The organism is Methylobacillus caricis, from assembly GCF_020532705.1.
Lineage (GTDB): Bacteria > Pseudomonadota > Gammaproteobacteria > Burkholderiales > Methylophilaceae > Methylobacillus > Methylobacillus caricis.
The window spans coordinates 257351-280384 of the sequence record NZ_JAJAVD010000001.1 but is presented as its reverse complement, the minus strand read 5'-3'; the positions used below and the strand labels follow the sequence as shown (position 1 = coordinate 280384).

Genomic DNA, 23034 nt, shown 5'->3' with positions numbered 1-23034 from the left:
TTTAGCAGGCTAATTGAAAAAGGTACTTACTGATGGATGAAAATAGAAGCAAAGCGCTGGCCGCAGCACTCTCGCAAATCGAGAAACAGTTCGGCAAGGGATCTATCATGCGCATGGGCGACACCGATGTTGCCGCTGACATCCAGGCAGTATCTACCGGTTCACTGGGGCTTGATATTGCATTGGGCATAGGCGGCCTCCCCCGCGGCCGTATCGTGGAAATCTATGGTCCGGAATCTTCAGGCAAAACCACGCTGACCTTGTCCGTCATTGCACAAATGCAAAAGGTGGGCGGCACTGCTGCATTTATCGATGCGGAACATGCACTTGACCCACAATATGCCCAGAAACTGGGTGTCAATGTCTCCGAACTGCTGATCTCCCAGCCAGATACTGGCGAACAGGCGCTGGAAATCGCCGACATGCTGGTACGTTCGGGCTCTGTCGATATCGTGGTCGTTGACTCTGTGGCAGCCCTGACGCCAAAAGCCGAAATCGAAGGCGAGATGGGCGACTCCCACATGGGCCTGCAAGCCCGCCTCATGTCCCAGGCATTGCGCAAGCTGACTGCCAACATCAAGCGCACCAATACGCTGGTGATCTTCATCAACCAGATACGCATGAAGATCGGCGTGATGTTCGGCAACCCGGAAACCACTACCGGCGGCAACGCACTCAAGTTCTATGCCTCCGTGCGCCTGGATATCCGCCGTACCGGCGCGATCAAGAAGGGCGACGAAGTCACCGGTTCCGAAACCCGCGTCAAAGTCGTCAAGAACAAGGTATCGCCTCCGTTCAAGCAAGCTGAATTCGACATCCTCTATGGCGAGGGCATCTCCCGCGAGGGCGAGATCATCGAGCTTGGCGTCAACCTCAAGCTGGTGGAAAAAGCCGGCGCCTGGTACAGCTACAATGGCGAGAAAATCGGCCAGGGCAAGGACAATGCCCGCGAATTCCTGCGCGAGCATCCGCAAATCGCCAATGAAATCGACGCCAAGATACGCGCCCAATCAAACCTGGCCAACGCCCGCATCACCACGGCGCCGGATGAAAACGACGAAGAAGAGTAAACCTGCCATCAGCCTGCGCGAGCGGGCTTTGGCTTATCTGGCACGGCGGGAATATTCTCATCAGGAACTGCAGCAGAAACTGCGCGCCTATGCCAGCGAAGATGACGACGTGCCGGCTTTGCTGGATGACTTCAAGAAACGCGGTTGGCTATCCGATACAAGGTATACCGAGCAGATCGTGCATGCGCGTAAAGGCCGCTTCGGCAGCTTGCGCGTAGCCCATGAACTCAGGGAGCATGGCATAGCGGATGAGCTGATCGGCAAGGCCGTGGCTGAAGTACAAGCCGGGGAACTGGAAACAGCGCTTACGGTATATCGCAAGAAATTTACCAGCCCGCCGCAAAACCGGGAGGAATGGGCCAAACAGGCCAGGTTTCTGCAAGGTCGCGGCTTTGGTTTTGAGATTATCCGGCAAGTGCTGCGCCACAATCCGGATGAAGATTAAATTTGAATAGTGTCAAACCCGTTTTGGTCAGCATTTTGATAACAACATTGAGCAAGAAAATAGGTACATGAAGAGCAACCAGATCCGCCAGGCCTTCCTGGATTACTTCGCCTCCAAGGGGCACCAAATTGTCAGCTCCAGCTCCCTGGTTCCGTCTGGCGACCCCACCCTGCTCTTCACCAATGCCGGGATGAACCAGTTCAAGGACGTGTTCCTTGGCTTCGACAAGCGCCCCTATACCCGTGCCACCTCCTCGCAGAAGTGTGTGCGCGCCGGCGGCAAGCACAATGACCTGGAAAACGTAGGCTACACTGCACGCCACCATACCTTCTTCGAGATGCTGGGCAACTTCAGCTTTGGCGATTACTTCAAGCGCGATGCCATCCATTTTGCCTGGGAATTGCTGACCGAAGTATTCAAGCTGCCCAAGGAAAAGCTCACCGTCACCGTTTATGCTGAAGACGACGAAGCCTACGACATCTGGGCCAAGGAAATCGGCGTGCCTGTGGATCGCATCATCCGCATCGGCGACAACAAGGGCGCACGCTACGCCTCAGACAATTTCTGGATGATGGGCGACACCGGCCCCTGTGGTCCTTGCAGCGAGATTTTCTACGACCACGGCGAACACATCTGGGGCGGCCCTCCAGGCAGTGCGGAAGAAGACGGCGACCGCTTCATCGAAATCTGGAACAACGTGTTCATGCAGTTCAACCGCGACGAAGCAGGCGTCATGCATCCGCTGCCAAAGCCAAGCGTGGATACCGGCATGGGCCTGGAGCGTATCGCCGCCGTCCTGCAGGGCGTGCACAGCAACTACGAGATCGACCTGTTCCAGAGCCTGATCAAGGCTGCGGCACGCGTCACTAACAGCCAGGACCTCGACAGCCCTTCGCTCAAGGTGCTGGCAGACCATATCCGCGCCTGTAGCTTCCTGATCGCCGATGGCGTCATCCCCGGCAATGAAGGCCGCGGCTATGTGTTGCGCCGCATCATCCGCCGCGCCATCCGTCACGGTTACAAGCTGGGCGCGCGAGCCGCATTCTTCCATAAGATGGTGGCAGACCTTATTGAGGAGATGGGCGACGCCTATCCCGAACTCAAGACCGGCGAGCAACGCATTACCGACATCCTGCGGCAGGAAGAAGAACGTTTCTTTGAGACCATTGAGCACGGCATGGCTATCCTGGAAACCGAGCTTGCTGAAATGGCCAAGAACGGCAACACGGTTTTCAATGGCGAAACCGCTTTCAAGCTGCATGACACTTTCGGCTTCCCGCTCGACCTTACCGCCGACGTATGCCGCGAGCGGGAAGTAAGCGTCGACTCCGCTGCCTTTGATGCCGCAATGGCTCGCCAGAAAGAACAGGCACGCGCGGCAGGCAAGTTCAAGATGGCAACCAATCTTGAATACGAAGGAGCACCAACGTCCTTCAAAGGCTACGATACGCTGGAATCCCAGGCCACGGTGCTTGCACTCTACAAGGATGGCGCCGCAGTCGATACGCTGAATGAAGGCGATCTCGGCGTAGTCGTCCTGGACAACACCCCGTTCTATGCAGAATCCGGCGGCCAGGTGGGCGACCAGGGCCTGCTCAAGGGTCCGGACGGCATCTTCCAGGTGGAAGACACCCAAAAAATCCAGGCCAATGTTTTTGGCCACCATGGCGTGCTCAGCACCGGCAAACTCAGCGTGGGCGCTGAAGTCAGCGTACGGGTAGACCTGGCTGCGCGCCATAGAACCATGCGCCACCATTCTGCCACCCACCTGATGCACAAGGCCCTGCGAGAAGTCCTGGGCACCCATGTACAGCAGAAAGGCTCGCTGGTCGACCCGGACAAAACCCGCTTCGACTTCTCGCACAATGCGCCAGTCAGCGCTGAAGAAATCCGCCGCATAGAAACCATCGTCAACGCCGAGGTCCTCGCCAATACGCCTACGCTAGCGCGCGTCATGGATATTGAATCCGCGCAGAAAACCGGCGCCATGATGCTGTTCGGCGAGAAATACGGCGATGAAGTCCGCGTGCTCGATATCGGCAGCAGCCGTGAGCTCTGTGGCGGCACCCATGTCAGCCGCACCGGCGATATCGGGCTTTTCAAGGTCGTGTCCGAATCAGGCGTGGCCGCCGGCGTGCGCCGCATTGAAGCCGCTACCGGCGATGTCGCCCTGCAACATATACAGCAACAACAGAATTTGCTAGCTGACGCAGCTGCCGCCTTCAAGGCACCGGCAATTGAGCTGGCGGGCAAAATCAGCCAGACGCTGGAACAGGTAAAGTCGCTTGAAAAGGAATTGGCAAGGCTCAAATCCAAGCTCGCCTCGTCGCAAGGGGATGAACTGGCTGAGCAGGCAGTGGATATCAATGGGGTCAAGGTACTCGCTGCCACGCTTGAAGGCGCCGATGCCAACACCCTGCGCGAAACCATGGATAAATTGAAGGACAAGTTAAAAACCGCCACGATCGTGCTTGCCAGCGTTAATGCAGGCAAGGTTAGCGTTGCCGCAGGAGTGACTGCAGACACCATCGCCAGGATCAAGGCGGGGGAACTGGTCAATTTTGTCGCAAGCCAGGTAGGCGGCAAGGGCGGCGGCAAACCAGATATGGCAATGGCAGGCGGTACCGATGCCAGCCAGCTGCCGGCTGCACTCGCCAGTGTCGCCGACTGGGTTAAGGGAAAACTGAATTAAGCCGCCCATAGAGACATAGTTTTTTTATCCTCTATTCGCGTTCATTGATGCTTCACATTTGATACAGATATAAATATGGCACTCATCGTACAAAAATACGGCGGCACCTCAGTCGCCAACCCGGAACGCATTGGCAACGTGGCACGCCGCGTCGCCAGGCACAAGGCATTGGGTCAGCAGGTGGTGGTGGTGGTTTCCGCTATGTCTGGCGAAACCAACCGCCTGATCGGACTGGCCAGGGAGATCATGCCCAACCCGAATCCACGCGAACTGGACGTACTGGTTTCCACTGGCGAGCAAGTCACCATTGCGCTACTTTCCATGGCACTGCAGGAACTGGGCGTAAAGGCAAAAAGCTACACTGGCAGCCAGGTACGCATCCTGACAGACAACGCGCACACCAAGGCCCGCATCCTCAAGATTGATGAAGAACGCGTGCGGGAAGACCTGGACAATGGCTACGTAGTGGTCGTTGCCGGTTTCCAGGGCGTTGATGAGGAAGGCAACATCACCACGCTCGGCCGCGGCGGTTCAGACACCACCGGCGTCGCCCTGGCAGCCGCCCTGAAGGCCGACGAATGCCAGATCTACACCGATGTAGACGGCGTCTACACCACAGACCCGCGCGTCGTGCCGGAAGCACGCCGCCTGAAATCCGTCACCTTCGAGGAAATGCTGGAAATGGCCAGCCTGGGCTCCAAGGTACTGCAAATCCGCTCGGTCGAGTTTGCCGGGAAATACAAAGTCAAACTGCGCGTGCTTTCAAGCTTCGAAGAAGAAGGCGAAGGCACGTTGATTACTTTTGAGGACGACAACAACATGGAACAACCCATCATCTCCGGCATCGCCTTTAACCGCGACGAAGCCAAAATCACCGTGCTAGGCGTACCAGACCGCCCAGGCATTGCCTACCAGATATTGGGGCCGGTCGCCGATGCCAACATCGATGTTGACATCATCATCCAGAACGTAGGCGCAGATGGCACCACCGACTTCACCTTCACCGTCCACAAGAACGACCTGCAGAAAGCCCTTGAAATCCTGCGTGGCAAAGTACAAGGTCACATCGGCGCCCGCGAGATCATCGGCGACGACAAAACCGCCAAGGTTTCCGTGGTTGGCGTAGGCATGCGCTCACACGTCGGCATCGCCAGCCAGATGTTCCGCACCCTGGCAGAAGAAGGCATCAATATCCAGATGATTTCCACCTCCGAGATCAAGATTTCCGTCGTCATCGACGAGAAATACATGGAGCTCGCAGTACGCGTTCTGCACAAGGCCTTTGGACTAGAAGAAGTTTAAAAGAATAAGCCGGTTCAGCGTTGATTTTTACGGCGTATTCAAGTATTGTTACGCCCTCGTGCGGAGAGCTGGCCGAGTGGTCGAAGGCACTTCCCTGCTAAGGAAGCATACGGGCTTAAACCTGTATCGAGGGTTCGAATCCCTCGCTCTCCGCCAAAAATGATGAAAGCCCCGATACATCGGGGCTTTTTCATTTTATGGGTATCAGCACTGGTAGCATTTTTGGTAGCAAAAAAGTTGAGCCGCTTGTCATCACACATACCAGAATTGGCGGGGAAGCAAGCCAGACACCCTTCAACAAGAAATAAGCGTCGCTACCACATCCAGGTTACCGAATCGCCTAAGTAAAAATTGTACGATATTAAGAAGGTTGGCTGATATACAGCCATGGCCAATGCTTACCTATCCAGGTTCCCCCAATACGCCATTTGATATGAAAATTATTGATATTAGTGGTCAATAATTTCCATTATTTAAACAAGTGGATTTTCTTTATGATCATCATTGATCAGAGATGTTAATCAAGCATCTCTTTTATTCTCAAAAATCAGGCTGCCAACTGTACTGCTCGTTTGATGTTTCCGAGTGTTGTTGTAATTGTTTCAAGCCTTTCAACTTTCAAAAAGGCTCTTGACCGGGAAAATTGAAGCCTTCCAAACAACTATGAAGGCTTGCCTCCTCAGTATCCGCTGATGGGCATACAGGTTGCAGCATCTCAATAGATGATTTGAATAGAGTGCAATTCCGTCAATAAATGGATAACTACGTATGGAAGTGTAGCTGCTGCGATTTTGTTTATGACGAACTCGCAGGGCAACATGAAAAAGGGATTCTGCCAGGAACTTGTTGGGAGGCTTTGCCTAACAACTGGTCATGTGCGATTTGCGGATCTGACCGAGCAAGTTTTTTCCCAATAACGCTGGAAGAACATCTGTATATCTGCTTCGGTACGCAAATATAGTAACGTTTGTTGATAGGGAGAGGCTATGAACCGTGCCCAACTTAGAAAGGAGCTTATACAAAAAAGAATTTCTCTTGAAAAGCCAGACTTCAGGGAATTGAACGATGCAATCACCATGCATTTCCATGCTAAATTCGATTGGCTCCATGGACGAAAGGTTGGCCTCTACTGGCCGATCATGGGGGAGTTCGACAGCATTCCGTTAATGATGGAATTACATCAAGCGGGATGTTCTATTTCGCTGCCAACGATTGAAGAAAAAAATGCGCCGCTGGCTTTTAAAAAATGGCATCCCAATGTCTTGATGGGCAAGGGGCCATTGGCAATTCATTATCCACTGGACACTGCTTATGAACAGCCGGAGATCTTGATCATTCCATTGGTGGGATTTGATTCAAAAGGTTATCGGCTGGGTTATGGTGCGGGGTATTACGACAGAACGCTTCACTCTTTGAACCCTACCCCTATCACCATAGGCATAGGCTTTGAGCTAAACCAGGTGGACAGTATCGCTCCCCATTCCCTGGACGTGCGGATGGAGTTCATTCTGACTGAAAAAGGGCTGCGCTATTTTCAGCCGGATCAACCGAGGTGGCTTGAGTCCGGGGAGAAGGTTGAGGAGATCATGAAATATCTCTTATTTTTACGTTTCCGGTCGTTCCACGACGTCGAACTGGCATCGCCAGTGTGTTATGGGAAATAACATTATCAATGCTGCGACCAATCGAAATCCTTTCTGGAGGCCGCTCTCAGTTGCCTTAACACTTGCTCCATCACGGCATTATTCCTATTCCGGGGATATATAAGGTAGATCGGGTATGAAAACTCCGGTGATGCTTCCACAACAGCCAGGCTCCCCTCTTCAATATACTTTTGGACCACCCGGCTTCTGAAATAACCACTGCCGCCGTTTTCAATAATATGATTCAAGGCCAACGGGCCCAAGTTGATAGATAAGCCAGGTTTGGCAAGCTCGGCCAGCGCAGAATCATGCTGCTGCTTGAAATACTCTCCCCAATCGATATAGATATAAGGATCCGAATTCCTGGTGGATCTCACCATGATGAGTTTTTCCTCCAGCAACTCTTCAACCTGCATCCCTGACCAGTAATCGGGTTGATGGACTAATGCGGCGTCCATTACCCCGCCTTCCAGTTTTTTATGTAAAGAAGCGGTCTCGCCGACTTCCACACGTATGGCCATCGTGGGCATTTCAAGCCTTAAAAAGTTAAACCATTGCAATAGCAAGGGATTCCAAAGACTGATTTCTCCCCCAATAGTGATTAAATTTACTGTTCCTTGTGGTAAAGGCAGGTCTCGTTTTGCAGCATTCCACGTCTGCACGAATTGCCGCGCGTATGAGGCAAATCTGATTCCATTATCTGTAAGTCTTGCTCCGCTTCTGTTTCTCACGAAAAGCTGGCATTCAAGTAGATCCTCCAGCGTTCGTATGCGGGTTGTGACTGTAGTCTGTGTGACATGTAAACGCTCGGCTGCAGCAATGAAGCTGCCCGATTGGATAATTTCTAAAAAAGTTTTAGCTAGCGTGATATCCATATATCAAATTTTATCATATTAAATGCATTTAAATTTCATTATTCAATAATCTTATCTCATCTCATAATCTATTACCAAATCGTTCAAGCAAATCCTGATTTTGAAAATAGCCCCTGAAATATTTAAAGAGGAAGAATGGAGGAAAATTGAAGACCTCATATATCACCTTGATGAAAAGCAGAGCGTATGGCTCTCGGGGTATCTGGCAGGCCGTACAAAGACCCCCTGCCCTCAGCAGCCGGATCTGCAAGAACTGATGATCTGTCATGGTGGCGAAACAGGCAACTCCAAAAAAATCTCTTCCCTGGTTGAGCAGCAAGCCTTGAAACTAGGCTATCGAGCCAAGATAGTCGACCTCGGCCAAATCAAGTTTCGTCAGTTTTCAAAATTCAATTTAGTTGTCCTCATCTGCAGTACACATGGCGATGGCGATCCGCCCGAACCAGTATTGCCCTTCTACACCGCATTGATGTCGGACTCAGGTTTGCGGTTGGAAGCCATGAACTACGCAGTGCTGGCTCTCGGTGACTCCTCGTATGAACACTTCTGTGCCACCGGTATCGCGATTGATAAAAGATTGAACGCGTTAGGTGCCGCCCGTCTTCTGGAAAGACAGGATTGTGACGTGGATTATCAAAGAGCGGCTGACCACTGGATTCAGAAGTTGGCATTGAAACTGCCCAGGATCAAGGAATCACACAATACTGATACCTTGGGCCCACCAACCCCGGAAGCTGACAGGTCAAACCCAATGACCGTCAAAGTCATTGAAAATATACAACTTTCGGCTGAGTGGCGTGAGGATGCTGTCCACCATCTGGTATGCGACCTGGAAGAAAACCCTTTGGCCTTGGCAGCTGGGGATGCCATCGGAGTGTTGGTAAAAAACCCCATTGATCTTGTTACCCGGTTACTGGAGATCACTAATCTGCAGCCTCAACAAATGGTCAACCTTGGCGGAGTGGCCGTTCCTCTCTTGGATGCGCTTACTGACAAACTGGATATCACGATACCAAGCAGGGATTTTGGCCAGCTGTGGGAGTCGCTGGATACCTCGGGACTATTCCATGCCGCCATGGGCGACTCGGAAAAGGAAAGAAAGGAATTCCTCAAGAACCAGCCGTTAATTGAGCTGATCACGAAATTCAGAGCCCCAGTGAAGGCCCAGCAGCTGGTCGATGTGCTGCGTCCCTTGCAACCCCGGCTCTATGACATTGCCAACAGTTTAAGAGTGACGCCCGATGAGGTGCATTTATGCATCAAACGATATAGCTACATTCAAGGCAACGCAGCCTACAAAGGCATCGGTTCGAACTACATCGTCGATTTGAAGCCCGGCGCAGCACTGCAGATTTTTCCCCACAAACATCTGAGATTCCATCTTCCCGAGAGTCATGAAGTTCCACTCATTTTGATTGCGGACAGTACTGGAGTGGCACCCTTCAGATCGTTTATCCAGGAAATGGAGGCAGAGAACCGGGCCCATCCCTGCTGGTTGATTTTCTCTGAGCAATTGTTTGAGGAGGATTTTTTATACCAGTCTGAATGGATCAATGCCATGTCATCGGGAACATTGAAGGCATTGAATCCCGTCTTCTACCAGGATACGCCCAGACACACGCTGTTTTCCGCCATCCTGGAGCAAGAAGGGCAATTCCGGGACTGGCTGGAACAGGGCGCCCATATTTATTTGAGTGGAGATAAAACCATACTCGCCAAAACGGAAGAGGCTATCAAGGAATGGACTGAGCTTCAGGAGGACATCCAGTGGACAGCGCTTTCTGCCAATAAACGATTGCATAAAAACCTCTATTGAACATCTATGAATCGTCAATTCACAACCTTAATCGCTGACCTGGGCCAATTCAACAGCAACGAATTGGTGAAGTTTTCGAGTAAGTTTCTTAGGGGAAACATAGACCAGGGATTAAAAAATCCGGTTACAGGAGGCATGCCTGCAGACGATCCGTTGTTGCTTAAATTTCATGGGATATATCAACAGGACAATCGTGACTTCAGGGCACAGCGCCAAGAAAGGCTGCTGGAACCCAATTATCAGTTTATGGTGCGGTTGCGCATACCTGGAGGGTTGCTTAGCAAACAGCAGTGGATAGGACTAGATGCCATTTCCCGTAAATATTCGGACAGGGGCATCCGGATAACAACACGGCAGACAATCCAGCTCCATGGCGTCCGAAAAAGAAACCTAAAAGCGTGCATGCAGGCGCTGAAACGGATTGGCATCGATACGGTGGCAGCCTGCGGAGACGATAGCCGGGGGGTGGTATGCGGGGGGAACCCCATGATCTCCAGGATTTCCAGGGAAGTTCAGGAAATCGCGAAGCGAACATCCAACAGATTAATCCCCAGAACCAGTGCTTATGAGGAGATTTGGTATGGGGAATCGAAATCCTTGCACTCGGCCAATGAAGAACCGATTTATGGCCCTTTATATCTCCCGCGCAAATTCAAGGTCGGCTTCGCCATACCTCCTACCAATGATATTGACGTGTATGGACAGGACGTAGGTTTTATAGCCGTAGTGCGTAAAGAGCGATTGATTGGATTCAACCTATGCGTAGGTGGAGGCATGGGTCAAGTAGATACGAGGGATGACAGCTATCCAAGGCTGGCTCAGGAAATTGGCTTCATCAAACCGGATGAAGCACCGGAAGTTGCTGAAATCATCATGGAAATACAGCGGGACCATGGAGATCGCAAGGACAGGCACCAAGCGAGATTCAAGTACACCCTTGATCGATTGGGCCTGTCATGGTTTCTTAATGTGCTGCAGGAGCGCCGCGGAAAACCTTTATTGGCTCCTTATCCCATCAATTTTACGAGAAATAGTGATGATATCGGCTGGCAACGCGGTGATGATGGACTGTGGCAATGCACACTTCACATAGAAAGCGGCAGGATCACAGGAGCCTTGCAAGACCAACTGGCCGGCCTCTATCAACAATACGGCGGCTTCATCAGGCTGACAACTAACCAGAATCTACAACTCACCCACATTCACGATTATGAATTGCCTCAGTTGAAGACCCGATTGGACGATCTTGGCCTGGCGGTCCTTACCGAACCTGACTTGCAGTCCGCAAACACCCTCACCTGTGTTGCCCTTCCCACATGTGGGTTAGCGATGGCGGAAGCTGAGCGATATGTGCCCTCATTCTTGCCAAAATTTAACCAGGTTAAATCGAGCCATGGTTTATCTGGACTTCCAATCACCCTACGAATCACTGGCTGCCCTAACGGATGTGCCAGGCCTTACATAGCAGAGATTGCACTGACTGGAAGGGCTCCGGGACTATACAACCTGTATCTGGGTGGAAGCCATACTGGAAATAGGCTGGCAAAACTTTATGCCAGCAACGTGAACGAGGTGAAGATTCTGGAGCTCCTGAGTGACTTGATGAAACGCTACAAAACGCTGGCCCACCAAAATGAGCGTTTCGGCGATTTCCTGGTGCGTACCACTTTATTAGAGGACATGAGTGAGTTAATCGAGAATCAATAGAAAGGGAAACAATGATGCAGGACTATTTTTTTATACAAAGCCAGGAGCAGTTCACAGATGTACGAACGCGCTCCCAGTATGACCTGGCACTTTCGCTGGCCAAATCCGGCAAGGCCGTCAGTATTTTGCTTGTACAGAATGCCGTGTTATCGGCAAGAAAAAAAGTTGATTCTCCCAATGTCGATGCCCTGCTCTCTCATGCGGTGAAAATCTATGCCGACAGCCTTTCATTGCAGCAAAGGGAAATCAGCCCTCAACAACTCAATACATCAATAAAACCCGCCCAGCTCGATATTGTGATCAGCGCAATGCTGAACGGCGACAAGGTCATCTGGTGGTAAGGACTGGAATATGGAAACTAAAAAACTGACGTTCGCATTTATGGATCCGCCTTTCGAGAATGAGCGGACCATTACATTTTTCCGGATTCTGGATGCGGCCCTGGATCAAGGCGCAGATATCCAGGTCTTTGCCTATGAAGGCGCTGCAGCATTGGCATTCTCCTTGCAAAAGGCCCACGGAAACTCTGTCCACCATCGGGATGAAGTTCAAGAGGCCCATCCGCTGACAAAAGATTGGATTGCCGCTTTGCAGAACAAGGCAAAACAGCTGGGGGTAAACCTTGAGTGGGTGAATTGTGGTTTGTGCGTTGATGAACGTGGTGTAAATGCGAGCATTCCAGGCTGCAAGCGCGGCTCTCCTGCAGACCTTTGGCGTTATGCATCTGAGTCGTTCAATACGCTAGTGATAGGAACCCGGTGACATGAAAATCCTGCAGATTGTTGAACAGGCGTTCAGAACGCTTGTAGAAGAGCAAGACGACACAATTCTTTGGCTAACCCAATCAATGGCAGGCGCTGGCGCAGATGCAGAAGTGTTGCTGTCAGGAAATGCCGTTTATTACGCCACCATGAAACAAAGGCAGCCCGCAGTCCGGATCAGTGACTGGATTCAGCAGGAACCAGCCGATATTCCCCAGGATATCAACAGGCTGTTAAATCAGGGTATTCCAATATATGTCCTGAATGATGAGCTTGCAGAGCGAGGGCTGGACGAAAGCATGCTGCATGATGGCATCAAGGCCATCGACAAACAGCAGCTCGTGAGCCTCTACAACCGAATGGACCAGATCTGGCAATGGTAACGACCCTGGATCCGCTATGATCACTGCTTCACATCTCCTCAGGCGTATCAGCCATTGTCCGATCACTGTAGGTGTCGTTGGAGGTACGGGTTATGTGGGGGCGGAATTGGTCAGGCTATTGGCGGAACACCCCCATGTCAGCCTTAAAGCGGTCACTTCCCGGGTGAGCGTAGGCAAGTGTGTCAATGAACACTATCCGTATCTCTCAAAGTATCTCGATCTTCGTTTTGTGGGCTTGGAAGATGAAGCTTTCAAAGAGTGTGATGCCATCATTTTTGCCACCCCGCTGGGAGTAGCCATGGCGCATGCCCAATCATTACTAGAGCAAGGTGTGCGGATCATCGATCTTTCCCCTGATTTCAGCCTGGGAAATATCAACTTGTGGGAGTCCCACTATGATATCCCACACCAAAATGCGGAATTAATTCCCTCAACGGTGTTTGGGCTACCTGAAATAAACAGGAAAGCTATCAGGCAAGCACGATTGGTCAGTAGTCCAAGCAGTTATAGTACGGCGATCCTGTTAGGCATTTTGCCGTTACTGGTGCCATACAGGATTCAATCCGAATCCTTGATTGCCGATGTTGTAGTAGGGATGACTTCCCAAGGAAGAAGGCCGTCAAGGTCGGCATTATTCGGTGAGAGTTCAGACTCGATGCAAGCGCTTGAAGTCGAATTCCCATCATTTCAATGTGAAGCTCAGGAAGTCATCGCCGGAATCACCACAAAGCAATTGCAGTTAAGGTGTGTTTCCCACTCCATTCCCTTGATCACCGGCGTGCATGCCACCCTGTATGCCCAGGTAGATCCGAAAACGGACTTGTTCAAGCTCTATGCCGACTTTTATAAAAAAGAACACTTCGTGGATGTCCTTCCAGCGGGATGTGTGCCTGAAACAAGAATGGTGAAGGGATCCAATTATTGCAAGATCGCCCCTCATCGGCAAAGAGATGAAATGGCCGTGATTTTAGTAGCGATAGATAACCTGATAAAAGGAGCGGCGGGTCAAGCAGTACAGAACCTGAACATCATGTTTGGATTCAGTGAAACGGAAGGGCTGACCACAATGGGAATAGACCCCACAGGACATATTCCATGAGCCAACACCAGAAAATATCAAACTCCAGCCTAATGCTTCTTTCTGAGCTCAGAAGAGAACCAGCGTGTATCCCAGATATAACTGCGACCGTGCAATGCATTTTCATCTTTTGGGAAAAAGCGTTGGTTTATCTTACAAACCTTTAGGAATAAGTTCGACTGCCTCAACCACCGCTTCTCCTTATAACTCTGATATTCCGACCTCAACAGGAGCCACCATGTTCGCCAATTCATTTGTCTTGATCGTGCTTACCCTGGTGATCGGCTTGCCTCCCCTTGTGTTCCTGTTTATAGCATTGGCAGCTGGGCAATTGGATGATGCCGGCTCTACTGCTGAATCTATTTTTGAAGCGGGGGAGCTGCGCTACTCACGCCCATGGGAAACGCAAAAGCAATCCCAGGAGCGAGTGCAGCATTACGGCAGCTTGGTGAGTAATCCCCGGTGGGAATGGGAGCGCTGGCTATGAGTACGCCTGTGACATCCAATCCTGCACAAGAAGAGAGTACGGTAGACCATAGCAAGATCAAGGTCAGCCCAGAGGAAATGGAGGCATATGACCAATCGGGCCGGAAACCAGTATTACTGGGATTCTTTATCGCGGTGGTTTGGCTGCTGATCGGAACGGTGCTGGGCGACCTCAGCAGTTTCAAGTTTGACCGCCCTGACCTGCTTACTGAGCAAGCCTATCTCACATTTGGACGTATACGCCCCGCTCATCTCAATGTCATGGTCTATGGCTGGGCGTCTACCGCCATGTTTTCGGTGTCGCTATGGTTGATGCCCAGGCTCTGCCGAACGCCTCTGCGTTGGGGCAACCTGGCGGTCATTGGCATATTGGTATGGACTGTGGGCTTGGGCGTGGGGATCGCTTTATTGCTGGCAGGCCATGGTGATGGCTTGGAGTGGCTGGAGCTGGACCGTCAATGGGCCGATCCTTTATTGGTCATTGGCGCAGCAATGGTCGGAGCCTCGGTCTGGAAAACACTGGCAGCACGCAATGTACACCATCTTTACGTGTCAATCTGGTATGTCGCGGCTTCCTATCCCTGGTTCCTCATAATTTTTCTTGCCGGCAACATGCCTTTCTACAAAGGGGTTGAGTCGGCGGCCGTCAATTGGTTTTACGCCCACAATGCGTTAGGTCTTTGGTTGACGACCATCAACCTGGGGTTGATTTATTACCTATTGCCCAAGATCATCGGTAGACCGATTTATTCATATTGGTTATCGCTGGTAGGATTTTGGGGCCTGGCACTGTTTTATGCCCTGAATGGCATGCACCACCTGATCGGCGGTCCTCTCCCCTCATGGATGATCGCCACTTCCATCACCGCCAGCATCATGATGATTGTTCCGGTGGTTGCCGTGGGGATCAACCAGCATATGACCGTGGTTGGGCGGTTTGGCGCCATGCGCTATTCTCCCGCATTGACTTTGGCCGTTATTGCAGCCATGTCTTACACGGCAGTATCACTGCAAGGCATCCTGACGGCATTGGTCAGCGTAAACCGTATCACGCATTTCACTCATTGGACCATTGCCCACTCCCACCTTGGACTATATATGTTCGTCACGCTCTCTTTGTTTGGAGGGATGTATTACATATTGCCACGGGTGCTTAAAAAGGAATGGCCGAGCCGCCGCCTGGTACGTGCGCATATTCTGCTGGTAGGCGGGGGCATGGTGCTATATATAGTTGCCCTTGGCATTGGAGGCGTATTACAGGGATTAAGCCTGCTAGCCCCAGGGGAAGGGTTTGAAGCTTCAGTCAGCAGCGCCAAACCCTGGCTGCTACTACGCAGTGTGTCGGCAGTGATTATCTCGGCAGGTCATCTGGTGTTTGCCTACCATGCTTATTTGCTCGCCTTTACTAGCCGCAATAGCCTGACGCGGCACCCACCTTTCTATGAACTCAAGCCTGTCCTGGTGAAAAAGAGAGTGCCATGACCAGAATACTTGTCTTGATCATGGGGGCCATGGCGACCGTCATATTTGCGCTCGTCATTCTGGTAATCCTCCCCAACAGCATGCTCTCGGATTTAAAAGCGCCGCCGCAACTCAAACAACCGGGCCAGCAGGAATTGCTAGGTCGCCAGTTATACATCAGCAATGGCTGCATCTACTGCCACACACAGCAAGTTCGCGACCCTGTATTCACTACAGATATCCATAAGGGACTGGGTAACCGTCCTTCAGTGCCGGCTGATTATGTCTATGATGCCCCTCATTTGCTGGGGACCATGCGCACAGGACCGGACCTGTTCAATGTGGGCACGCGGTTGCCAGACCGTAATTGGCATTTATTGCATCTCTATCAACCACGGGCACTGGTTCCCTGGTCGATCATGCCTGGATTCCCTTTCCTGTTCGAACACAAGCCCACTGCAGAAGCGGGGGACAAAGTGCTGGATATCCCCAAGCCATATGCACCCAGCGAGGGAGTTGTCATCATCAGTAAAGAAGCAGAAGCCTTGGTGGCATATCTCATCAGTCTTCAGCATAACTATCCCGCCCCTGACAGTGATGCGCTAGAGGAGGTTCAACCATGAATGATGAAACCCGTCCCATTCCATCGGAAAAAAATGAAGTATCTACTTTGGCTTTACACGATCAAGTCATCCATGAAACCGAAGAACCCTTTGAAGACATGGTCAAGGGACCGGTATGGTTTTATCTGTTTGTAGTATTGGCGATGGTAGTAAGCGCATTCTATTTGGGTCGCCATATGGGCCGGTTGGATACGGCCGCCCATATCGGTTTTCTACAGGCATCAGGACAGGATACAACGCAAAAAGAGGCTGCGCCTGCAAACACAGTCTCTGGCGCCTCTGTATTCAGCAGCCGATGCGTCAGCTGCCACCAGGCAAATGGACAAGGAATTCCTGGCGCGTTCCCCCCACTGGTCAAGTCCGATTATGTACTGGGCAATCCTGAAATCCTGGCGCGAATCATACTGCATGGGCTGCAGGGAGAGCTTCAGGTGGAGGGGAAAACCTACAATGGCCTGATGCCTCCCTGGAAAGACCAGCTGAATGATGAAGAAATCGCCGCTGTTATGAATCATATTCGCACTGAACTCGGTGATAACAAGGCAGATAAAGTGGACGGAGCCTTAGTCAAACGAATCAGGAATGAAACCAAGGACCGGCAAAACTCATGGACCGTCCCTGAACTGGAAGCGCTGGGGAAATCATGAAGCAGAAAGCGCCATTGAAAGAGTCGTTGGCCGTATCAGGCTTTTTTCTGGAACAACGCCAGATAGATGAAGTATTGTCCGCTTGTTTGCAGCGAGGTATTCCTCGCGATTTGATCGATGTCGCTTTGTCCGAGCAAGCAGCTCCCAAATTTACACAACTCAAGGCCAGAAAAAATACCGATAGCTGGTTCGCCTGGACCGGGAAAGGAGCCTTGATCGGCTTATTATCCAGCGCCCTACTCTCTTTAGGCATCATCCTGACAAAAGGGTATGAAGTCACTAACCAACTGGCCTTGGTTCAATTACTGGGACCGGATATCGGGATTATCCTGGGAGCGACATTTGGGGCGCTGTATGGCTGGATACGTGGAAATGAAACCAATGTACTGATGCAACGTGCCACAGATAGGGAAGATGCGATGTTATTGCTCGTATATATGCAGCCCCCGGACGAGGCACGGCAAGTAGAGAAAATATTCAGCACCTGCGGTGGTCAAGCCATCATTTCGGAACCTATGCCTGTCAGTTAGGCGGCAGTTGAGTAAGCAACCCTGTTACCAAAAGCAGCAGGATCGCAAAGAAATATTCCAGACTGACTCCGTTGTCATATGCAGAAGCCTTCACATCAGTTTGCTGCAGCTTGCACCGGAGTTGCCAAGCGCATGCAATGACTCCCATTACCAAACCGATCTTGATGATCAGCATGACAATATAGGCCTGCTCCAATACACCCTCTTCATAATACTGAAAGACAGCCCTTGTCACGCCACTGCCTAAAATGAGCATAAACACAGGCAAAGCCAGACGCGAGAAAAACTGCAGATCGCCCTTTGTAGTTTTCTCAGCTCCAGACAATCTGAACACCAGCATCAAAGTCAATCCGCCAAGCCATATCAAGACACAACCCAAATGAAAAAAATCGATCCAGAAAATTAATTGCCCTATCCCCCCATCCCCTGCATGTGAACTTAATACCATTGAAAGCAGCATGCCCATCAGGCCAACCAAAACCAGCCAACGGCTTTTACTCATGGCTGCCATCAGCAAAAAGGCCCCATACATAAGCCATGCAATGCCAAAAGACGTATTAAGTACCTGCGTCACCTCTTCTGAATTTGGAAACTCCATGCTTCCAGAACTGAAAGGGGTAGCAGCCTCCAGCGCAACACTACTCAAGGCAATCAACAACCCTAACACGCCCAATGCAAAGGCGCTCAAGCGGTAATAGATATCATGCCTAAGCAAACGCCGCCATCGCCGCTGCCAAAGCCAGACACCTGTTAACAGGGACAGAGCCATATAAGCCGCTACCCGGGCAAGGGCACCGTCAAGCAGATGAGCATGATCTAAAAAAGCAGACATGCGCTACTTGACGAAGAACCTCAAGAGGCCACGTTGGCGATGGCCATCCGGAGACATCACACTCCATCGAATTTTATATTCTGAAAGCGACCCACTCTCTTTGAGGTCTATCGTCAGTACGTTACCCCCAACTTCCGAAGGTAAGACACGCCACACACCGCCAGACCACACTTCAGCTCTATGCAGTTTAGGCTCAATAGGTTTATTGAAATTTAGCGTGACAAGCTTAGGAGGAGTATCCAATACCACCCCGTTAGCAGGTTCTGTCGTGACAAGCTTGCTGTGTCCCCAGCTACTCAAAGGGCACAGCAACATCACAATCAGCAGGATTTTCATCGGATAGGGTTTCTTCGCTAGCATTCCCGCATCCTAACCCTCTCTTCTCGAATGCTGCAATATCCCCAGCCTTGGCTTTTAAGAATGCGATGCAACAACAGGCAGGCAACACTCCTAATGCCAGAACAAGTGTAGGCCTTATGAAGCAGGATATTTAATCAAATGGACCTGTACGGTATTTCTTGCAAAACATTTCCCTTCATGTGATACTTGCGCCCTTCCCAATTGGGAGTTGTTATACAAAGATTCAGCACCAATGTATAACATGGCAGTAAGCGATTGATTTTAAGTAGTTATTAGAATAACCATCGCTGCCCGCCACCTTAGGTTGTGTAATCGAAATGAATTTTTTGCTGGCATAAAAATCATCTTCGCGTATAATGCACGCCTCACGCGCCCGTAGCTCAGCTGGATAGAGTACTTGGCTACGAACCAAGGGGTCAGGAGTTCGAATCTCTTCGGGCGCACCAAATAAAAAAGGGCTAGCTTCGGCTAGCCCTTTTTCACATTTGTCATTGATACACCATCGATACATATCCAAAATTGTGGAATCCACAAGGTGCCGTTATCTTAAATAGGGATCGGTAAACTAATGAGATTCTTTTGTTTTGCTACGCGCTTTGGTTGGGTTTAGTTCACCTGGCTCGTCTGCATGAGACCAATCCAGCTCGGCCAGGCCAGATTCCAGATCCAGCCGCCTCAAAAGCTTACGTGCATCGAAAGGGGCTTTGACTTTGATATCGTTATCAAAATAGCAATAAACATCCCGGGATTTTTGCGGCAGAGGCGCCTGGCTCGAAATCAGGTGTACATCTTTAGGCTGTGCCCCTTTACTCCAGGCTTCAATCCGTGACGCCCAGTTATCCAATGCCTTGTCCGTATAACCACTGGCATACAGCTCTTCAGCGCCGTGCAGGCGCAAATAAGTGAAATCGGCCGTGATATCTTCTTTGTAAGGCCATTTGCCAGCCGTATCAGCAATCACTAGTGCCACCTTATATTTACGCAGTAGCGCAACAAATTCTGGTGTTTCAAAGCTTTTATTGCGGATTTCGACAGCATGGCGCAAAGGGCGTTTCTCTTCCGCCTTGATATATTCACGTCCATGCATGGATGTATCACGGCTTCCAGCTAGTTTGGCCGCAGCATGCGTATCATGCGGTAATAGTTTCAGGAAGTTTTCAAACAGGCTGGCATCGAACCGGAAGCTGGGCGGGAACTGCCATAAGATCGGCCCCAGCTTTTCTTTCAGCAGCAATAAACCAGAAGCAAGGAAATTCGCCATTGGCTGTTCAATATCTCTCAGCCGCAGGACATGGGTGATATACCGCGTTGCTTTGATGCTGAATATAAAATCAGGCGGCGTTTGCTCGTACCAACGCAAATAACTGCTTGGTCGTTGCAAGGCATAAAAAGAACCATTGAGTTCTATGGTGGGCAAGGCGCGTGAAGCAAATTCAAGCTCACGCTTTTGAATTAACCCTTTTGGGTAAAAGACTTTGCGCCATGGAGCATAACGCCAGCCTGATATGCCAATGTAAATATGGGCAGCCATAGTGATTTGGCTGCGGCACAAGGGGGAAGTTCAAAAATAGAAATTTCCCGCTTTAACTCCTCCAGGATTCAGTTTGGGACTAACCCAAACTAGCCTAATTTTTGACTTTCTTTGATTTTTTGTGGTTTTTCAAGTAATTATTGTCATCTACATAATTTAGAATTTTAATTTCAACTAGATCCTGCTGCTCTCTTGATAGGGAATGGTATTGATTCCTGCTGACGCGCCTAAATGGCCATGCATTGGCAGCATACTGTTGAGCTGCTTCTTGAACCGAAAACCGTTGCTCGTTTGAGAACCCATGGTCGGGATCTAAGTTATCCATCCAACCTGATGGTTTTTTAAATCCTGCACACAATTTACCGGCCGCAATTTTCCCAAGTTCCTTTGGCGTACCTGATTTGGAGTCAGGCAGCCTGTTTCTGACTTGGCTTAAGTAGGCAGCCGAAAGCCCCGCAATCTCAGCTACCTCCTCCAATGTCTTGGATTTTGTTTGCTGAACTAACTCTTCCAGACGTATCCGCCTGATCTCACCAATGGTTCGCATAGTATTTGCATTAAATAGCAAATCGCTAATGTAATGAATGTGCTTTTCACTATTGACAATAGTTAGTGTTTCGCTAATATGTAACCATGACATTATCTGAATACCTTTTACTTGAACGGGGGCGAGTCTCTTCACTGGCTAAAGCTATAGGAGCTCATGCACCCGATGTAAGCCGCTGGGCAAGGGATAAATCTGACAAAAACCATCGCTCCATTCCTGTCAAATTCGGCCCAAAGATAGAAAAAGCCACGGGCCATCAAGTCACCAGGCAAGAGCTATTCGACAACTGGCAGGATCTGTGGCCCGAGCTGGCCCACTCTAGCGAGACTACAAATGCATAAGCCCAGCAAATCGACAGCCAGCATTCTCAGCAAATATAAAAGAGGCAATATTTCATCCGGCTTTCCGCTGGGTTGCATTGAGATGCAGGCGTTCTTGCACTACTTCTGACAATTATTCTTTGGATCAGAACCCATCTTTCATGAGCGCATTGCTAATGGCAAATAGGCAGGTGGATACGTCGGCGTATAAGCCGCCTATATCTTTTGTTGCTTCATCGATGGTGAATTCCTATCGAGGTGAGTATGATTTTCTTTGCTCATGCTTTTGACCTGAAGCTGGTTGAAACTCGCTTTTTTCCAGCTCACCAAGTACCTTCTGAATTCCAGATAGCAATCCACGCGCCTGAATCTGGGTTAAAGCATACACTCACCAAGGTGTTGCCTCTTCCGGCTTTTGACCCGTGTGCGCAAGAAAGTTATAGCAAATGACTACGATGTCATATGTAGGCAAGGAGCAATGGGGAGCGCCATTGATACATTCCCGATCAGTCCCACCAGCGGGGAAAACCAGCTTGAGCATTTTTGCAATTGCAGCACATTCTTCATGCAACTCTTCGGGTATTAGGTTATGTCGATGTAAATACCATAAGACGCACGTAGCAAAAGTGAAGTCGGCCGCTGAATACCTTCCAGGTTTATAAGTTGTTAATTAACTGGCGTGCTCCGTCTGCAGTGCGATTTGCTAGCATCACTACGCTTTCGGCTTTCCGGTAGGAATCAGCCAATCTCACAAGTTCAGCCTTGTCGTTAATATTTAATTTCCCATAAATCAAATGCAGATAATGTCGTACAGTCGCCGGAGAAAGCTTCAGGAGAATGGCAATTTCCTTATAAGAGCGGCCTTCTGAATACTCAAACGCAATTTGTTTTTCCCGCGGGGTCAGCTTGTTAATAGAAGTGGAGCGAGTGATATCTATTCTGGTAAGTCCGCCAGAGCCCAGCCTGTCCACATTAAGCATCTTGGCTACATGGTCGCTTGTGGTAAGCCAGATTTCAGAGGGCAAACGTTCATGAGTTCCCCAGTTTGGCCATAGCTCGTTTGCAAATTGTGTAAACATTGGGTCAGCACAGAGAATCCCCCCAGTGTTATCCACGAAGGCAGTCGATGCATCCAGCAATCTATTAGGGATTATCATCCGCTCGATTTCCGCTTGGAGATTCGTGCGCCAACTGGAGTAAAGGTGAGGAGTTAAACGCTCTTTGACTTGAATGTCCCGCTGACTAAATGGTTTCGCTAATCGGCCAGATCTGAATAAAGAAATAAAAAGAAAGGATTTTTTGTCAGGTAAAAATATTGAGGTGCACAACGCCTGCCGAATGTTCTGTTCAGCGTTTAACGATTGCAACCCAGGCGTGGAATGAAGCTCTTTGTAACTAAAATGCACAGTTGTTCTGGGCTTCAAGTAAACATTGGAAGCTAACGAATCATCACTATTGACACTTTTCCAATGCTCCTCAAACTCTTGTGGCAACTCGTGCCGGTAAGAGCTCCGCAATTGGAAGCCAACCCGCTCGGGAGACATAATCCCCCACCACGCCCGATCAAATCCAATCAGCTGATTTAATTGCTGCAAGGCTACAGCCTGGAATGTCGAGGCAGACTCCATTATTGCTGATTGATAAAGGTTTCCGATGAGGAGGTCAGAAACAGTGAATTCAGAAGCATTCATAAATCCCTAGATCCCATGCATTTGCATGATAGGCACACTCATGTCGGCATTTCATAATATCCAGCTATTCCTATAACTATAAGCTGGAGGAGTGAAGACTATGGTATTGAACAGGATGTCCTTTATCAAGGCATGGTTTATCTTTGATGCAATCATTGCATTGTTTCCCCCATTTTACTGGCTGGTCAATCGGCAGGACTCATTCTTCGGCTATCCGGCCACTTTAGTTTATTT

Annotated in this window: 24 protein-coding genes and 2 tRNA genes; 20 read left to right on the top strand and 6 right to left on the bottom strand. The window is 50.2% G+C overall.

Annotation, left to right across the window (positions count from 1 at the left end):
* Nucleotides 1-32: 32 nt before the first annotated feature.
* The 7 genes from recA to LG200_RS01365 all read left to right on the top strand — a co-directional run bounded on the left by recA (nt 33) and on the right by LG200_RS01365 (nt 7173).
* Nucleotides 33-1070: a recombinase RecA gene (recA, locus tag LG200_RS01395; RefSeq protein ID WP_226755816.1), complete on the top strand. Its 1038-nt coding sequence runs from the start codon at nt 33-35 to the stop codon at nt 1068-1070.
* On the top strand, nt 1048-1515 hold the full coding sequence (gene recX / locus LG200_RS01390) for a recombination regulator RecX (protein ID WP_226755815.1): 468 nt from the start codon (nt 1048-1050) through the stop codon (nt 1513-1515). The genes recA and recX overlap by 23 nt, the downstream gene beginning before the upstream one ends.
* Nucleotides 1516-1582: 67 nt before the next feature.
* Nucleotides 1583-4207 carry an alanine--tRNA ligase gene (alaS, locus tag LG200_RS01385; protein ID WP_226755814.1) on the top strand — a complete coding sequence of 875 codons (2625 nt, stop codon included), beginning with the start codon at nt 1583-1585 and terminating at the stop codon, nt 4205-4207.
* A gap of 75 nt (nt 4208-4282) precedes the next feature.
* Nucleotides 4283-5509, top strand: coding sequence for an aspartate kinase (locus LG200_RS01380; RefSeq protein ID WP_226755813.1), 1227 nt, complete (start codon nt 4283-4285; stop codon nt 5507-5509).
* A gap of 62 nt (nt 5510-5571) precedes the next feature.
* Nucleotides 5572-5665 (top strand) — tRNA-Ser (locus tag LG200_RS01375).
* A 598-nt stretch (nt 5666-6263) separates the two neighbouring features.
* Nucleotides 6264-6470: a rubredoxin gene (locus LG200_RS01370; protein WP_226755812.1), complete on the top strand. Its 207-nt coding sequence runs from the start codon at nt 6264-6266 to the stop codon at nt 6468-6470.
* Between the two features lie 25 nt (nt 6471-6495).
* A complete protein-coding gene (locus LG200_RS01365) occupies nt 6496-7173 on the top strand; it encodes a 5-formyltetrahydrofolate cyclo-ligase (RefSeq protein ID WP_226755811.1) in 678 nt (225 codons plus the stop codon).
* 5 nt (nt 7174-7178) lie between these two features.
* On the opposite strand, the gene LG200_RS01360 is transcribed toward LG200_RS01365, so the two are convergent.
* On the bottom strand, nt 7179-8027 hold the full coding sequence (locus LG200_RS01360; protein WP_226755810.1) for a LysR family transcriptional regulator: 849 nt from the start codon (nt 8025-8027) through the stop codon (nt 7179-7181).
* A gap of 100 nt (nt 8028-8127) precedes the next feature.
* Between LG200_RS01360 and LG200_RS01355 the strand changes: the two genes are divergently transcribed.
* From LG200_RS01355 to LG200_RS01305, 11 genes are all read left to right on the top strand, one after another.
* Nucleotides 8128-9843 (top strand): diflavin oxidoreductase, encoded by a 1716-nt coding sequence (locus tag LG200_RS01355; protein WP_226755809.1) that lies wholly within the window; start codon nt 8128-8130, stop codon nt 9841-9843.
* Between the two features lie 6 nt (nt 9844-9849).
* A complete protein-coding gene (locus tag LG200_RS01350) occupies nt 9850-11550 on the top strand; it encodes an NADPH-dependent assimilatory sulfite reductase hemoprotein subunit (protein ID WP_226755808.1) in 1701 nt (566 codons plus the stop codon).
* Between the two features lie 11 nt (nt 11551-11561).
* Nucleotides 11562-11891 carry a DsrE family protein gene (locus tag LG200_RS01345; RefSeq protein WP_226755807.1) on the top strand — a complete coding sequence of 110 codons (330 nt, stop codon included), beginning with the start codon at nt 11562-11564 and terminating at the stop codon, nt 11889-11891.
* A 10-nt stretch (nt 11892-11901) separates the two neighbouring features.
* Complete coding sequence (locus LG200_RS01340) at nt 11902-12312, top strand: DsrE family protein (RefSeq protein WP_226755806.1); 411 nt, start codon at nt 11902-11904, stop codon at nt 12310-12312.
* Nucleotide 12313: 1 nt separating this feature from the next.
* Nucleotides 12314-12694, top strand: a complete 381-nt coding sequence (locus tag LG200_RS01335; RefSeq protein ID WP_226755805.1) for a DsrH/TusB family sulfur relay protein — start codon at nt 12314-12316, stop codon at nt 12692-12694.
* A gap of 16 nt (nt 12695-12710) precedes the next feature.
* Nucleotides 12711-13793, top strand: coding sequence for an N-acetyl-gamma-glutamyl-phosphate reductase (argC, locus tag LG200_RS01330; RefSeq protein WP_226755804.1), 1083 nt, complete (start codon nt 12711-12713; stop codon nt 13791-13793).
* A 217-nt stretch (nt 13794-14010) separates the two neighbouring features.
* Nucleotides 14011-14259 (top strand): hypothetical protein, encoded by a 249-nt coding sequence (locus LG200_RS01325; RefSeq protein WP_226755803.1) that lies wholly within the window; start codon nt 14011-14013, stop codon nt 14257-14259.
* Entirely contained in the window at nt 14256-15740 is a 1485-nt protein-coding gene (locus tag LG200_RS01320; RefSeq protein WP_226755802.1) for a cbb3-type cytochrome c oxidase subunit I, read from the top strand. The genes LG200_RS01325 and LG200_RS01320 overlap by 4 nt, the downstream gene beginning before the upstream one ends.
* On the top strand, nt 15737-16342 hold the full coding sequence (locus tag LG200_RS01315) for a cbb3-type cytochrome c oxidase subunit II (protein WP_226755801.1): 606 nt from the start codon (nt 15737-15739) through the stop codon (nt 16340-16342). The genes LG200_RS01320 and LG200_RS01315 overlap by 4 nt, the downstream gene beginning before the upstream one ends.
* Nucleotides 16339-16989 (top strand): c-type cytochrome, encoded by a 651-nt coding sequence (locus LG200_RS01310; RefSeq protein ID WP_226755800.1) that lies wholly within the window; start codon nt 16339-16341, stop codon nt 16987-16989. Before LG200_RS01315 ends, LG200_RS01310 begins: the two co-directional genes overlap by 4 nt.
* Nucleotides 16986-17519, top strand: a complete 534-nt coding sequence (locus LG200_RS01305) for a hypothetical protein (RefSeq protein ID WP_226755799.1) — start codon at nt 16986-16988, stop codon at nt 17517-17519. Before LG200_RS01310 ends, LG200_RS01305 begins: the two co-directional genes overlap by 4 nt.
* Here LG200_RS01305 and LG200_RS01300 read toward each other — a convergent pair.
* Both LG200_RS01300 and LG200_RS01295 read right to left on the bottom strand, forming a co-directional pair.
* Nucleotides 17512-18117, bottom strand: a complete 606-nt coding sequence (locus LG200_RS01300; RefSeq protein WP_226755798.1) for a copper resistance D family protein — start codon at nt 18115-18117, stop codon at nt 17512-17514. The genes LG200_RS01305 and LG200_RS01300 overlap by 8 nt on opposite strands.
* Nucleotides 18118-18354: 237 nt before the next feature.
* Nucleotides 18355-18711: a copper resistance CopC family protein gene (locus tag LG200_RS01295; RefSeq protein ID WP_226755797.1), complete on the bottom strand. Its 357-nt coding sequence runs from the start codon at nt 18709-18711 to the stop codon at nt 18355-18357.
* A 369-nt stretch (nt 18712-19080) separates the two neighbouring features.
* Here LG200_RS01295 and LG200_RS01290 point away from each other — a divergent pair.
* A tRNA-Arg gene (locus LG200_RS01290) sits at nt 19081-19157 on the top strand.
* Nucleotides 19158-19276: 119 nt separating this feature from the next.
* On the opposite strand, the gene LG200_RS01285 is transcribed toward LG200_RS01290, so the two are convergent.
* Both LG200_RS01285 and LG200_RS01280 read right to left on the bottom strand, forming a co-directional pair.
* Nucleotides 19277-20242 (bottom strand): DUF72 domain-containing protein, encoded by a 966-nt coding sequence (locus LG200_RS01285; RefSeq protein WP_226755796.1) that lies wholly within the window; start codon nt 20240-20242, stop codon nt 19277-19279.
* Between the two features lie 94 nt (nt 20243-20336).
* Nucleotides 20337-20882: a hypothetical protein gene (locus LG200_RS01280; RefSeq protein WP_226755795.1), complete on the bottom strand. Its 546-nt coding sequence runs from the start codon at nt 20880-20882 to the stop codon at nt 20337-20339.
* On the opposite strand from LG200_RS01280, the gene LG200_RS14175 reads away from it, so the two are divergent.
* Nucleotides 20876-21130 carry a transcriptional regulator gene (locus LG200_RS14175; RefSeq protein ID WP_226755794.1) on the top strand — a complete coding sequence of 85 codons (255 nt, stop codon included), beginning with the start codon at nt 20876-20878 and terminating at the stop codon, nt 21128-21130. The genes LG200_RS01280 and LG200_RS14175 overlap by 7 nt on opposite strands.
* A 635-nt stretch (nt 21131-21765) precedes the next feature.
* Here LG200_RS14175 and LG200_RS01270 read toward each other — a convergent pair.
* Nucleotides 21766-22800 carry a response regulator transcription factor gene (locus LG200_RS01270; RefSeq protein WP_226755793.1) on the bottom strand — a complete coding sequence of 345 codons (1035 nt, stop codon included), beginning with the start codon at nt 22798-22800 and terminating at the stop codon, nt 21766-21768.
* Nucleotides 22801-23034 lie beyond the last annotated feature (234 nt).